A 14,308-nucleotide genomic window follows, 5' to 3' on the forward strand; every position below is an offset into this window, starting at 1 on the left:
GGGCGGGGTTAACCCCGCCCGTTGCTTCACCTGCGCTTATGCGCGAAAACCACGGTCGGTCTCTGGTTGCCGCTGGATGAAAGACCGGGGTCACGTCATGGCGACACGACGGGAGTCCTTGAGGCGTCAGAAGGCGTTCTCGAGCAGGTGGCGGCCACGGTATCGTCTCTCCCGACAACGAAGATTATCAGAATATAAGGGCCAGCCGCTCACATTTGTCAGACCGTGCTCCACCCAGAAGTTGCCGTCGCAGAATGAACGCACGGCCGATCAAGTGAGGTCGGCGCCTGCAGGCTGCCGGGCCGCAATTCACCAAACTACGTCGCGGCGCCTTCTGGTCTTAGCTCCTCGAGATCGAACTCGCGCGCGCCAATCTCGCCCGTTCCGTTCAGCATGTCGCCCGCCAGCGCTCGTTTGGATTCCAAAAGCTCGTCCAGCTTAACGTCGAATGTTTTGAAGTCTGGCGCAGAGACCGTCGGGTAGTAGACGAACACGTCTTTGGTCTGGCCAATGCGGTAGGCGCGGTCGGTTGCCTGGTCCTCCTTGGCTGGGTTCCAAGTGCGGGTGAAGTGGATGACGTGGTTGGCGGCCTGCATATTTACGCCGAAGCCGACCGCCACCGGCGACAGGATGATCACGCCGAAGCCGGGCCGTTCCTGGAACGCGCGGATGCGACCCTGCCTTCCGTCGGAGGCACCCGCCACCGCGGACGTGTCGCCATTGATCACGTCGACGGGGATGCCGAAGATCGTCCGTATGTAGTGGCGCAGCAGCCGCTGGATGTCCTTGAACTCGCAGAAGACTATCGCCTTCTCATCCCTTCGCCGCACCTCCTCCAAGGTCGTGACGAGCCAGTCGAGCTTGGGCGAACGCGTCCTGTATTCCTCGTGGGCGGGGTAGGAGGTGGTCTCGCCGGCCGGCTCGGAGCAGAGCAACCTCAGGCGGTGGAGGAGCGCGAGGTGGGCGCCGGGCCGCTGCTCTCTCCGGAAGGATTCGATCGCGCCCACGTACAGGCCGCGCTGGTACGGGCTCATCGCCAGCGTACGGCTCGACTCGTCCACAACCTTCCGCTTGAGGTCCGCCGCCACCTCCGACTTCATACGGCGCAGCAGCTGCGGCGCGATCAGGGCACGCAGTTCCTCGACCTTGGCCCTATCGTCGGTGCCATCGGCCTCGATCGGTCGCCGGTATGTCGTACCGAACTCGTTGAGGGCCCCGAGCAGTCCGGGCTGCACGAAGTCGAACAGGCACCAGAGGTCGACGAGGCTGTTCTCGACCGGCGTGCCCGTGCAGGCGATGCGGAACGCCGCCTGCTGCTTCTTCGCGGCGCGCGTCATCGCGGCATTCGGATTCTTGATCTTCTGCGCCTCGTCGCAGACCATCACCGACCATCTCTCGCGGGCGAACGAGAACTCGAGGTCGCGAAGCGTCTCGTAGGTCGTCAGCACCAGGTCCGCGTCGCCGCGCCAATCCGGCTTGAGGAACCGGACCAGGCCCTCCCGTCTGAGCTGCTCGTCCACGGCGGCCCGGTCGACGCGCAGCCCGGCGAGACCATCGCCGTAAGCGGTGAGGATGCGCAATGCGCCGTCCTCGAGGAACTTGCCTGCTTCCTCGCGCCAGTTCTCGAGCAGGGAGAGGGGCGCGACGACCAACGCTGGCGGAGTGGACGGGTCGTCCTCCCGCGCTCGTGCGATCAGGCAGAGGATCTGCAGCGTCTTGCCGAGTCCCATATCGTCGGCAAGCAAGGCCCCGCGGCAGCGGTCCGGCGCAAGCGACAGGAGATGCTGCATCCACGCGAGGCCGGCGAGCTGATGCTCCTTCAGCTCGACGCCGGCACGCAGTTTCTCCGGCAGGCGCGCCGCCCCTCCGGGTTCGTTGAGGGCGGCGAGCCGCTCCTCCCTGTAGTCCACCTGACCGATGTTGCTTTTCAGGATGAGCGTCGGCTTCGGCCCTCGAGGCGCCCGCTTCACCGGTTCCAGTGCACCGCTCGCAGCCGCGACCTCGGCCCGGCGGAAGGTCGACACGATCGCCTGCGCCTCCCGGAGGGGGAGGGGCTTGGGACAGCCCGCCAGCGGGACGGCGTCGGAGCCGCTCCGAATGGCCTCGTCGACCCCATTCCTCAATTCCGCCGCGAGGTCGTCCGTCAGCGGCAGGAAGGCCGGCTCCCCGGTCTCCGGATCGCTCCAGCCGACGACCGGGACCAGATTCTCCGGGAACCAGCCTTCGCCATCCTTCTTGCGGGCGATATGGGGCGAGTAGAAGGCGTCCTCGCGACCGATGCCCTCCACGCGATCGGAGTAGCCGGCGAGGTCGTAGATCTCCCCGTGCGTAATCAGTCCGGCATCGAGATGCTCCAGTGCCGACATCAGCGCATCGCAATGGAGGGCGCTGTCACCGTCGAGCTCGAACTCGTAGCCGTCCCACGAGCAGAGCTGCAGGCCGCGCTCGAGATTGGCGCGTACGAGCGCCACGAATTCGCGGACGTCGTCGTCCTCGAGCCAGACCTCCTCGGTGGCGACCTCCCCGTCGCTTCCAGTCGTGACCAGCAGTCCGAGGCCCGCCATCCCGCGCAGACCGGGCGTTATCGCGGCGAACCGGTCGAAGACGATCCCCGCCTCCTCGCGTGCGGCCTCGAACTGAGCGGCGTCGACCACCTCCGCGGCATCCGGGCCAAGCGCTGCGACCGGGTTGAGGAGGAACGCCTCAGCCCGCGCGCCGGTCACCCTCCGACCAGGCATGCGCTTGATCTCGTTCAACACGGTCGCGACCTGAGGCGACACGACCACTTGGACGATACCGTCCGCGGTAGGGAGGTCATAGCGGTCGCGTACGGTCGCCGACCGGTCGAATGCCGCCAGCCAATCGGCGGGCGCGCCCTCGAACCAGGGTTCTACCTCGACCAGCCCGAGGTCGGTCGAGCGCCGAAGCGCCATCTGCAGCCGTTCCGGCGTGAGGACGACCGTTCTGAGGAGGAAGTCGTCGAGGGAGGCGCCCGCCGCCACGGCATCGGACCGGATGGACCCCCATGCACGTCGCTGGGCAGTCTCGCCCCTTTCCGCCTCCGGCCTCCTGGCGAAGGCGCGGACCCTCTCGACGAGACGCCAGACAGCTGGGTCTAAGAGGCTGGATCGCCCGTCCACTTCGAGGGCGCCACCGCGCAGGGCGGCGCCGGGCAGCGCCCGCCGATCGGCGTCAAGCCAACCGTCCATGGCGACGGCGAAGGTGGCGTCCGTCAGCGAGCCACGGCTCACCAGTCTCGGGGTGGCCCGGCTGATCGGCGGAAGGCCGGTGATCGAGAGTTCGGACCGTGCCTCCTCGTCATCGAGCAGCAGGTAGAGTTGGCGCCAGGGGAGGCGGTGGCCCCGGTCGAGCCGTTCGGCGAGCCCCTCCTCGGCGAGCTGCTCCATGAGCGCCTCGACCGCCGTTCCTCGATCTCCGCTCGAAGGCGTGGCTACCAGGAGTCCGAACTCGTCGACCGTGGCCCGCGGCTCGTACGATTGGACGGGCGCGGCCGCCACCTTGCTGCGTCGTCCCCAGATCACGGCTTCAGCCACCATGCGCCCTTGCGCTCCGCCCAGACGAAGCCCCTGCGCGACAGTTCGGCGGCCACCGGACCGTGTCGGGGGACGTAAGCCCACAAGGCCCCACCGCGATCCCGAAGGTCGATCGACCTTATGGATTTCTCCGCGAGGAACGCAGCCGGATCGCCATCCGGAATCCGGGGAGATGCACTGGACGACGGCCCTGCCGCGGGGCGACGTGCTGCGGTGGCAGCCTGCCGCGGAGGGTACGCGTCAATCGTCGCGGGTCGCGATCCCGGCGTGGCCCTTGCGCCAGCTGTTGGGACCGGGTTCGTCGGTGCTCGCGACTGCGGTCCCGATGCGGCGAGAGAGGCGGACCCACGGGCGCCGAGCCTCGTCATCTCCCTCTCGATCTTGCGCTCCCAGCGCTCCCCGAGGCTGTCCGTGTGGATGACCCTGGCGACGTGCGAGGGATGCTTCAGTGCGGTCTTGTTCCCGGAGACGGAGCGCCAGGAGAGATCGAAAGGGAGGGCGCCACCGTCGAACGCGAACATCGCGTTCCCCTTCTCCCCGAATTCGACGAATACGTGGCGGCCCACGTGCATGATGAAGGCGTTGTTTCGGGCTCCCCCGCCGTTCTCGAGCTTCAGCAGCCTTCCCTTCATGTCCCGGTGGAGCGCCCGGAAGTCAGGTCTCGGGTCCGAGTAGGCCGCATCGCCGAGCGCGAAGTACATATCGCTGATGTTTTCGACCTGCCCCTTCCAGAAGGCGATGCGGCGCTGGTCGTTGGCCTTGTCCTCCGATAGCAGGCCGAAGAAGGTCTCGATGAAGCGCAGCTTGAGCCACGAGGAGACCATCTGGCGGGTGCCGTCGGCGACCTGCGTCCACTTCTTGTCGTTCCATCCGAGCCAGGGATTGCCCCAGCGATAGACCGATGCGTCGCGTAGTTCCGGCTCGACCTCGCAGGGGACGACTTCCGCGTAGCGGTCGAGCACCCGTGCGAGCGCCGCGTCCGCGAGCAGTGGATGTGCGTCGATCAGCTCGAGCACGCGAGGCAGTGCCAGTCGCAGCCGCCTGTCGTCGAACGCCACGGCGGCGGAGATCTGCGCTTCGAAGATCCTTCGGCCGAACCACGAGGAATCGCCGGCCGACAGCTCGCGTCTGAGCGGCTCCAGGGGATCGTGGGAGGTCTCGACAAGCGTGGCCCCGTATCGCCCGCAGGGATCCTCGGTGAGGATGTTGGCGTGCTCGTCCATCACGGTCAGCCAGTCCGGTGGCTGGCCGGCTCGCTCGAGGCCGCTCAGGTTGTCGTTGAGGTATTCCCGTAGGAGCCCCCAGTTACGGCGGCCGGGTCCCGCTGCCGATGCACCGTCGGGGTCGTAGCGCAGGTAGCCGTCGAGCAATCCCCGCCAGCAGCGGCGGTAGGGTCGCGGCGCCGTCCTGAAGACGTCGACTTCGTCGAGGAGAGGCGCGAAGCGCTCGCCGTCCTCGATCAAGGCGGGTTGGGAGAGGGGCGCTATCGTCGTGCCCCAGCAGACGAGCCGCGCGGCGCGTACGTCGGGAAGCCGGCCCGTATCCCGGAACGACGCGACGGCCGCGCGGATCCTGTCCGGGGCGCCTCCCGCCGAAGAGCCCGAGCCGCCCACGATGGCACGAAGAGCGCTCACCTGCGCCCTGATCCCCGAAAGGTCGGGTTCCGCCATCCCGTCGAGGATGGAGGCGGTCGCGATCGCCATGCGATCCCGCAATCCCGAGGCACGCGGGCTTAGAGGGCGCATGCGCCGAAGTCCCCTTCGAAGGCCGGAGCGGGCGATCGGGAGGGTTCGTCGACCCCGAAGAACTCGAGCCGCAGCTCGATGCGGCGCGAGGCGTCAAGCGAGGCCTTCGCCGAATTGGACGAGTAGCCGCCGACGAGGAACAGGCGACGTATCTCCTCCAACTCGTTCCTGCCCATCGCCATTTCGCCGGAGGTGGGCGGCGCCATCAGTGCGCAGAGGACGCGCTGGCTCCGCTGAAGGCTGAGATTGAGGTTGTAGAGATAGCTGCCGCGGCGATCGGTGAACCCTTCGACCACGATGCGCTTCAGCCAGCGGCGTCCGCCCTCGTCGCGCGCGATGGAGAGTATCTGCGGCACGAAGGCGCGTAGCAGGCGCTCCTGATCGGGATTGAGCGTGAAGCTAGATGTGTCGAAGCGGGCGCGATCACCGAAGTCGATCACCGCCCGGTTGCGGTCGACGTGGATGCCCTTTTCGCGACGCGCCGCCTGCTCGATGCGGACGAGCAGGCGTTCGATCGCCGTCTGCCTCTCCGTCTCGAGGCGCTCGCGCTCGCTGATCGTCCTAGTGACCGCGAGGAGGGCGACGCTCATGACGAGGAGGAACAGCACCATGAGGGCGCTCATCAGGTCCGCGAAGGAGATCCAGAACGGCTTCTCGCCTTCTTCCCGCGCCCTCACAGGCGTCCAAGTGCGCTGACCGAACATTCAGGTCAGGCCGCCTGCCGAGGGTTGGGAACGACCGCGTTCTCCAATTCCTGGATCGCGTCCTTGAGCAGCCCGGTCGCCGAGGTCAGCTCCTTGTGGAACTGGCGGTTCGCCTCATTCACTGTGCCCTTCATGCCTTCGGCGAACTTGAGGTGCGACTGCTCTATCACGTCGACGACCTCGTCGAGGAACCCGTCGGCTTCCGCCTGCGCGGCGGCCAGCTTCTGCGCCGCGCCCTCGATGCGGCCGAGCACGTCGGCCGTGATCGAGGCTTCCTTCGACGCCGTCTCGACGATCCCGCGAAGACTCTCGACCATGGCCGCGACGGAGTCGCGCGCCGCGCGGTGGTCCGCCACGACACCGTCCAGGCCGCGCGCCGCACCGGCGACGCTGCCCGCAGCATCGGCGAGTCCGCTCGTCACCGCGGCCACGCGATCGAAGCTGCCGGCCGCCTCCCTTCCGGAGGCCTCGAACCGGCTCGCCGCGGCGAGAAGCGTGTCGGCACCCCCGTTCAGTCTGGCGAACGCATCCCGGGTCGTCCGTTCAATGCCCTCGGCCATCTCCTTCGAGGCTTCGAGCAGCTGGGCGACGCCCGTCGAGAGTTCGTCGACGGAGCCACGCATGCGTCCGACCTCGCCGACGGTCTGCTCCACACGGCGGCTGTCCTCTTCGGACGCCTGCCGGCTTCGCTCCGCCGCCTGTCGCTCCACTGCGGTGACGGCCTCGGACATGCGCTGCCCCATTTCAGCCAGCATTCCCTGCAGGCGATCCTGCGTCTCGGCCTGCATCGCGCCCGTGGTCGACCGGATCTCGCCCAGGACGGACCTGAGCTCATCCGTCGTCGCGGCCTGCCGAGCTTCGATGGCCCTCACGCTCTCCTCGAGCCTGGTCGCCATCGCGTCCGTCGTCCTCGCGCCGGCGGCTTCCACGTTCGCGGTCAGTTCCTCAAGCTTCGCGACTGCGGTCTGCATCGCGTCGACCGTACGCTGCTGCATGTCGCCGATACCGGAGAGTTGGCTACCGAACATGTTCTCCAGCCGCTCGCTGAAGCTCGCCAGCACGTCCGTCAGCAGCCGCGTCACCGCCGACGACTGGTCCTGGCTGACTTGGCCGACGGCGCCGGCGATCTGGTCGAGTGGCGTCTTGAGGGCCTCGGTCAGGGCGCCAGCGATCGACGCGCCAAGCTCGCCTGATCGCCTGTTGGTGGCCTCGATCTGACGTTCGGCAAGGTCGGTCAGGATCTCCTTGAGATCGGAGACGAGCGCGTCCTTCAGGATGCGGGTCTGACTTGCGGACTCTTCGGACGAGTTGACCAGGCGCGCCAGATATTCCTCGCCAGCTCCGGCGACGTAGGCCTCGTCGACGGTGTGCGTCAGCCGTGCGAGCTTGCCGTAGAGTCTGTTGAGGAGAAACTTCTCCACCACCGTCGCGAGCATCGCCAAGAGGATCGCCGACGCCGAAACGAAAAAGGCCTCACTGACGCCGTGCAGGAGGGACGTCAGGCTGTTCCGGACGACGCCGGAATCCTCGGAGATCTGGAACGTCCTGAGGCCGGTTAGCAAGCCCGAGAACGTCCCGATGATGCCTATGCCCGTGAAAATGCCGGGCAGGTGCTTGAAGAATTCCGTGTGGACCCGGGCGTCGACGACGGCGTGGGGGGAAAGATATGCCTCGGCCGGCACAGTCGACCGCACCGCCTTCTCATTCATCTCGCCCGTTGTGGGGTCCAATTCTCTCTGGACGTGAAGCGTCTCCTTGAACTCCTTCCAAATGGAGAGGATCTTCGGGTCGTCGCTGAAGCAGCTGGTGAGGTCCGTACGGCCGTCGGCTCTTTCTGCATCGAGTCGCGCGTTGATCGCGTCCAGCGTCCGGTCGAGCTGGAGCGCCGGCAGGAAGAATCCGCGTACGAAGGCGATCGCGAATCCCAGCAGGACAAGTCCGACGATCACCGGAACGATTGGAACTTCTGTGACACTCATCTTCGCGGAAATCCCCCTCGCCGCGTTCGCGTAAGCGATTGCGAATCCACCGGCCGCCGCCGGTCCCAAGGTCATCTTGCCGCAAGCCTAACCAGAGCGCCATGCCCGACGTCGTGCCGGAACGGGGCGAGTGACTAGTTCATTCGCCGATCCCACTGGAATTCTGCGTACATACAGGGCAGCATCGCTCCGGGGGAGAAGCGTGCATGGCTTCAGGTTGGCTCGCGCGTGTCGCGCGGAGATTTGGCGAGATGCTGGGATCGGACGGCGGAGGGCGGGATGCCTTCTGGTCGGACGAAGCCGTCCGCGAAGACGGTCCACAAGGCTCTTCGAGTTCACCTGAGGAAGGACCGGCCTTCGTTAGCCCTTCGCCGCACCCGCGGGATGGGCTCGGAATAGAGCGCCCCGATACCGTTGTCGGGAAGGCGCGCGACGTCGCCGCGCCATCGCCGGAAGGGCCGGTCGATTTGCCGCCCGGCATCCGCCTGGATGAAAACGGCCGCTTCGTCGCGGGAGGTTATTCGTTCTCGACCCTGGATCAGGCGCGGGGTCACCTTGATCGGACCGCTTCCAGGGTCGCCGCGTCGGCCCCATCGCTGCGAAATTGGCGCGAGGTGGAGCGTGACCGCCCGACACCGTTCATGCCTGACCACCTCCCGAAACGCCCGCCCGAGCGTGTGGCGCGAGTAGACTCGGGGGTCTCGCCGCCATCAGAACGCGGCCGCTCTTGGATTCGGACCCGCACCAGCCTGAAGGCTGGCGGTCACGACTTCGTGGTCGATCTCGTGCCCTACGGAGCCCCGCGTGATCAGGACCCGAGACGTGATCACAGCCGCATCGATCCCTTCCTTCCCGTAAATCCGAGAGGCGACCCGACGGGCGACACCCTGTCGTATTGGCCGTCCTATTCGCGCCTCGATCCCCGCGCCCGCTGGACTTATCTCGATTGGATCGCCCGCGGTAGGTCGAATCCCACCATCCCGATCGGCTACGTCTTTCTCTTCTTCTACGGGCTCGAGCAGCGGCTCCTCGTCGACGACGAGCGGAACGAGGCGGGAGAGATCTTCGCCGAGGTGAGACGCCTCCTCGTCATCCATGGCGAGAACTACTCGTTCCAGAGCTACGCGGCGAGGTTCCTAGCGCTCGCGGCAATCTACGAGGATCGGGACGAGGGCCCGCCGACCGCAGCGTGTGCCAGCTCCTGGGACCTCGAGCTGCCGCTCGACGTCCGGTTGCGGCTCGGCGAACGTCTGCGGGACGGCAGGCCCTTCGACGCCGACGACGCGCTGAGGTGGGTGCTCGCACTCCCGGACGTGCACCTCCGCACGCCCGGGCAGCGCTGCTTCGAGGAGTTCAGGGCGCTCTGGTCGTATCGGTTCGCCGAACGCCATCCCGACGGACTGAAGGTGCGCACGCCGAAGTCTGTCGTGCGGCACGAGTACAGGGCGGCGAGCGGCACCTTTAGCGTGAAGCTCGCGATCGACGGTCTGCCGGACATCTCGGGCACGTCGGCTCCGCTCGGACCGCTGCGGGCCATGCTCGACGTATGCATGGAGGACCTGTCGCCCTACAGCCGATTGCTTGGGCGGGACCCGGAGGCGAAGGGCCGCTTGCGTGGCGACCTTCTCCTGCCGGCCGCCATCCGCGCCGATCGCGCCTCTCTCGCCGCTTGCCGGGAGGCGCTTCGCCAACTCGCCGGAGCCCCGTCCTGCCCGACCGCGGCGGAGGTGGCCCGGGCGCTCGACTTAGACATCGAGGAAGGCGACGCGAAACTCGGCGCCCAGCTCGTCCGACAGCTCTGTGCCGCTCTCGATGCGCTGGACTTCGGGTTCGAACCGGACCGGCGGTATGGGGCCGCGGCCGCTCTGCGCGGCAGCTCGCGCATGGCCGTCTTCCAAGGCGCGGGCGGTTGCGCCGTTGAACACGACCGGGCGGCGTACGCCGCGGCCAGGGGGACGGTCGAGGTGGCGGTCCTGGCCGCGGCCTCCGACGGGGAGGTCGCGCCGAGCGAGGTCGAGGCACTCGAGCGCCGGCTCCGGGGCATGCAGGACCTCACCGACGTGGAGGTGGCGAGGCTCATGGCTCACGCCCGAGCGCTTGCCGCCGATCCACCCAAGATTCGGGCCGCCCTCAAGAAGCTCGGCGAGGTGGCTCCCGGACACCGATCCGAACTCGTCGGCGCCGCCATCGAGGCGGTGCTCGCTGACGGCCGCATCGCGCCCGACGAGGTCCGTTTCCTGGAGGCGCTCCACATGGCCCTGGGGCTGCCGGTAGCGAATCTTTACTCGGCCCTCCACAGGGCCGCGGAGGACGAGGGCCCCGTGTCGGTGGTCGACCCCGTGCCGGAGCGCATTGTGCCGCTTCCGCCCGTTCGGGACGGTGCCGCCGTCCCTATCGACACTGCGCGGCTTGAGCGGGTTCGCCACGAAACCAGCCGGGTGTCCGCCCTTCTCGCCACGATTTTCACCGAGGAGGAGGTCGAGACGCTGGTGCCCGCCGCTGCTCCGCCTGTGTCAGTGGTCACGGCGTTCGAGGGGCTCGACGGACCGCACTCGGCGCTCCTCGAGCGCCTGGTCGCCGGGCCGCTCGCGCGGAACTCGTTCGAGACGCTCGCCTTCGAACTTCGCCTCATGCCCGAGGGGGCACTCGAGACGATCAACGAATGGGGCTTCGACCGCTTCGGCGGCCCAGTGGTCGAGGAGGACGGCGACGTGTTCGTCCTGCCGGACATGGTCGAGGAACTGCAGCCTATGGGAGTCGCCGCTTGAACGCCATCCGTCGCAAGGACCGTGATCTGATCGTGCAGGCGCTTTCGGCCGGCGTCGTGCCCCGTGTGGGACTTCGCCATATTCAGGTCGGTCGCTCCCGCGAGGTGGAGGCTCTGGTCCGTGACATCGACCGGATCGCGGACGCGGGCTCCGCGGTCCGTTTCGTCATCGGGGAATACGGGGCGGGAAAGACCTTCTTCCTGAACCTCGTCCGCCTGATCGCGCTAGAGCGCAAGCTCGTGACGATCCACGCCGACCTCGCCCCTGACCGACGGCTTCACGCCACGGCGGGGCAGGCGCGCGGCCTCTACGCGGAGGCTGTGCGCAACATGGCGACCCGGACGAAGCCGGAGGGTGGCGCGCTGCCGAGCCTCGTCGAGCGGTTCGTCACCGACTGCGTACGCGAGGCGGAGCATGCGGGCGTCCCGGTCGCGCAGACCATCGATCGTCGGCTCGCTCCACTCCTCGACATGATCGGCGGCCACGACTTCGCGACGGTGCTCAAGGCGTATTGGCGGGCGCACGAGGACGGCGACGACGCGCTCAAGGCCGCCGCCTTGCGGTGGCTCCGCGCCGAGTATCCCACGAAGACGGAGGCTCGGCAGGCGTTGCCGGTGCGGAGCATCATCGACGACTCCGACGTCTATGACAGCCTCAAGCTGCTTGCCGGCTTCGTCAGGATCGCCGGTTACGCCGGACTGCTCGTCATGTTCGACGAGATGGTGAACCTCTACAAGCTGCAGAGCGCCCAGGCTCGCAACCAGAACTACGAGCAGATCCTGCGCATCCTGAACGACACGCTGCAGGGCAACGTCGAGGGCTTGGGCTTCGTGTTCGGCGGTACCCCGGACTTCCTGCTTGACAGCCGCCGCGGACTCTACAGCTACCAAGCCCTGCAGTCCCGCCTGGCGGAGAACAGCTTCGCCACCGACGGCCGCATAGACATGACCGGCCCCGTCCTCCGACTTCAGAGCCTCTCGCCCGAGGATCTCCTCGTGCTCCTGTCCAACATACGTTCGGTGTTCGCGCTAGGTGACGCGTCGGACGTTCTCGTCCCGGATGCGGCGCTCACCGGCTTCATGGAGCACTGCAATAGGCGGATCGGCGAGGCCTACTTCCGTACGCCGCGGAACACGATCAAGGCGTTCGTGCAGTTCCTATCCGTGCTTGAGCAGAACCCCGGCACCGACTGGCGCGAGCTGCTCGGCGGTGTCGCGCCGGAACCGGAGGATGCGGACGGCGCGGAGATGGACGACGAGCTTGTCGACCTCCGCATCTGAGCCGTCGACCTTCGACCGGCTGCATCCCGAGGTCCTGCGCTGGATCCGTGACCAGGGCTGGTCGGGTCTTCGGGAGATCCAGGACCAGGCGGCGCGGACGATCCTGGGATCGGAGGACGACGTCATCATCATGGCGGGCACCGCTTCGGGCAAGACCGAAGCGGCGTTCCTGCCGCTCCTCACCCTCGCGGCCACCGCCCGGACGAAGGGCCTGAGGCTCCTGTACGTCAGCCCGTTGAAGGCGCTGATCAACGACCAGCACCGCCGACTTGAGGACCTGTGCGAGCGGCTGGGGCTGCCGCTCTCCCGGTGGCACGGCGACGCTCCTCAGGGCCCCAAGACGAGACTTCTGCGGGATCCGGCGGGCGTGGCTCTGATCACTCCGGAGTCGATCGAGGCCCTGCTGCTGCGCCGGCCGAGCGAGGCGGCTGGCCTCTTCCGCGGTGTGCTCGCCGTCGTCGTCGACGAGCTCCACGCCTTCCTCCAGGGTCCACGCGGCCTGCATCTCGCCTCGCTGCTGCGGCGGGTCGACCGGCTGGCGGAGACGCGCCCGCGGCGGGTCGGGTTGTCCGCGACGCTCGGCGATGCGGAACTGGCGCGCTCCTGGGTGAACAAGGTATCGCCCGAGCGCGTCGCCGTGCTGCGCGCCGCCGCGGGTGGGCCGGCCGTTCGGCTTCAGGTGCGCGGTTACGAGGAGCCGCCCGACTCGGAGGGGATCGACGAGATCGCCGAGGACGGTGCCGAGGACGCGCTGAGCCGCATCGCCGACCACCTGTTCGCCAATCTGCGCGGATCGAACAATCTTGTTTTCGGCGGCTCCCGCAGGACGGTGGAGGCGCTTGCGGACCGGCTTCGCCAGCGCTGCGAGCGCGCTCGCGTGCCCGAGGAGTTCTTCCCCCATCACGGGAGCCTTTCCAAGGAGCTTCGTGAGACTCTCGAGACGCGCCTGAAGGAAGGCGTCCTGCCGACCACGGCGGTGGCGACCACGACACTGGAACTCGGTATCGATCTCGGCAGCGTGACGTCGGTCGCGCAGATCGGCGCGCCCCGGTCGATGGCGGGGCTCAAGCAGCGGCTGGGCCGAAGCGGGAGGCGCGGGAAGCCCGCCGTGCTGCGCATATACGTCAGGGAGAAGCATCTCGCGGCAGATGCGGACCAGCTCGATCGTCTCCGCCTCGACACGGCGCGGGCCGTCGCCTGCGTGCGGCTGCTGCAGGAGAACTGGGTCGAATCCGCCCGCTCGGATCCTTCGTTGGCGACGGTCGTCCTCCACCAGACGCTCTCGCTGATCGCCTCGGGCGGAGCGGTGAAGCCGGGACCGGCCCGCAAGGCGCTGGCGGGGCCGGACAGCTTCATTGAGATGACTCTTGGCGACTACGCCGACCTGCTCCGCGGTGCGGCGCGTCCCGGCGTCGACCTGCTAGAGCAGTCTTCGCAGGGGCTTCTGATGCTGGGGGAGTCGGGCGAGAGGCTGGTGGCCGGACGCGACTTCTACGCGGTCTTCTCGAGCGACCAGGAGTGGCGGCTAGTCGCTGGCGGACGGACCATCGGCACGTTGCCCATCGTGAACGTGCTCGGGGTCGGATCCCTGGTCGGCTTCGCGGGGCGCCGATGGCGGGTCGAGGCCGTCGACGATCGTGCCAAGGTGCTCGAGGTCGTCCAGCATCGCGCGGGCAAGCTGCCCCGCTTCAACCGGCCGGCGAGCGAGGCTCTCGACGATAAGCTAGTCGCTACGATCCGGGCGGTCCTAGGCGATGACGACCGGCCCGCGTATCTGGACCCGGCGGCGCTGGAATTCCTCGATCAGGGGAGAGCCGCATATCGCGAACTCGGGCTGGATCGCAGGACACTCGTCCGTGCGGGCGGCGACACGCATTTGGTCACCTGGGCGGGCACCGCGGTTAACGGGCTGCTGGCGATCCTGCTGACGTCGGCAGGACTGGAGGCGGAGGTGCATGATGTCGGGGTCACCGCCGTAAACATCTCGCCCGCCGAGCTGACCGCCGTTCTCGGCGGGCTGGAGCGGTGTCCGCCGGTCGAGGATCTCGCGAGCTACGTGGAGGGGCTGCGCACCGCCAAACTCGACGACTTCGTCGACGAGGAGCTGCTTCGGCGTCTGTGGGCCGTCCGGCATGCGAAGCACCGCGATCGGGTCACAGCTATCCTTCGGCAGCTCACTCAGACTGGATGAGCTTGAATACATATCCGCTATGAGATTGCAGGACAGAAGCGGACGGGCCTGTTCTAACCTAAAGATGATGGCGTGCCGGCTTGGACA

General features: G+C 67.6%; 7 protein-coding genes. 3 read left to right on the plus strand and 4 right to left on the minus strand.

The genetic code is table 11. The annotated features are described in order from the left end of the window. Nucleotides 1-317: 317 nt before the first annotated feature. From SM191_RS16020 to zorA, 4 genes are read right to left on the minus strand one after another with little or no spacing between them, the layout of a single operon-like run. On the minus strand, nucleotides 318-3,557 hold the full coding sequence (locus SM191_RS16020; protein ID WP_341507058.1) for a DEAD/DEAH box helicase: 3,240 nt from the start codon (nucleotides 3,555-3,557) through the stop codon (nucleotides 318-320). Then, nucleotides 3,539-5,257 carry an EH signature domain-containing protein gene (locus tag SM191_RS16025; RefSeq protein WP_341507059.1) on the minus strand — a complete coding sequence of 573 codons (1,719 nt, stop codon included), beginning with the start codon at nucleotides 5,255-5,257 and terminating at the stop codon, nucleotides 3,539-3,541. Before SM191_RS16025 ends, SM191_RS16020 begins: the two co-directional genes overlap by 19 nt. Nucleotides 5,258-5,286: 29 nt before the next feature. Next, entirely contained in the window at nucleotides 5,287-6,003 is a 717-nt protein-coding gene (locus tag SM191_RS16030) for an OmpA family protein (protein ID WP_341507060.1), read from the minus strand. Nucleotides 6,004-6,008: 5 nt separating this feature from the next. After that, nucleotides 6,009-8,057: an anti-phage ZorAB system protein ZorA gene (zorA, locus tag SM191_RS16035; RefSeq protein WP_341507061.1), complete on the minus strand. Its 2,049-nt coding sequence runs from the start codon at nucleotides 8,055-8,057 to the stop codon at nucleotides 6,009-6,011. Nucleotides 8,058-8,188: 131 nt separating this feature from the next. On the opposite strand from zorA, the gene SM191_RS16040 reads away from it, so the two are divergent. From SM191_RS16040 to SM191_RS16050, 3 genes are read left to right on the plus strand one after another with little or no spacing between them, the layout of a single operon-like run. Next, nucleotides 8,189-10,750: a tellurite resistance TerB family protein gene (locus SM191_RS16040; RefSeq protein ID WP_341507062.1), complete on the plus strand. Its 2,562-nt coding sequence runs from the start codon at nucleotides 8,189-8,191 to the stop codon at nucleotides 10,748-10,750. Continuing rightward, nucleotides 10,747-12,030: an ATP-binding protein gene (locus SM191_RS16045; RefSeq protein WP_341507063.1), complete on the plus strand. Its 1,284-nt coding sequence runs from the start codon at nucleotides 10,747-10,749 to the stop codon at nucleotides 12,028-12,030. The genes SM191_RS16040 and SM191_RS16045 overlap by 4 nt, the downstream gene beginning before the upstream one ends. Further along, nucleotides 12,011-14,221: a DEAD/DEAH box helicase gene (locus tag SM191_RS16050; RefSeq protein WP_341507064.1), complete on the plus strand. Its 2,211-nt coding sequence runs from the start codon at nucleotides 12,011-12,013 to the stop codon at nucleotides 14,219-14,221. The genes SM191_RS16045 and SM191_RS16050 overlap by 20 nt, the downstream gene beginning before the upstream one ends. The last annotated feature ends 87 nt before the right edge of the window (nucleotides 14,222-14,308 follow it).

Source organism: Sphingomonas sp. 2378 (assembly GCF_038084995.1).
Lineage (GTDB): Bacteria > Pseudomonadota > Alphaproteobacteria > Sphingomonadales > Sphingomonadaceae > Sphingomonas.

Bases quoted from the DNA above. Each gene is read 5' to 3' on its own strand.
- SM191_RS16020 (WP_341507058.1), bottom strand. From the start codon at position 3,557: ATGGTGGCTGAAGCCGTGATCTGGGGACGACGCAGCAAGGTGGCGGCC.
- SM191_RS16025 (WP_341507059.1), bottom strand. From the start codon at position 5,257: ATGGCGATCGCGACCGCCTCCATCCTCGACGGGATGGCGGAACCCGAC.
- SM191_RS16030 (WP_341507060.1), bottom strand. From the start codon at position 6,003: ATGTTCGGTCAGCGCACTTGGACGCCTGTGAGGGCGCGGGAAGAAGGC.
- zorA (WP_341507061.1), bottom strand. From the start codon at position 8,057: ATGACCTTGGGACCGGCGGCGGCCGGTGGATTCGCAATCGCTTACGCG.
- SM191_RS16040 (WP_341507062.1), top strand. From the start codon at position 8,189: ATGGCTTCAGGTTGGCTCGCGCGTGTCGCGCGGAGATTTGGCGAGATG.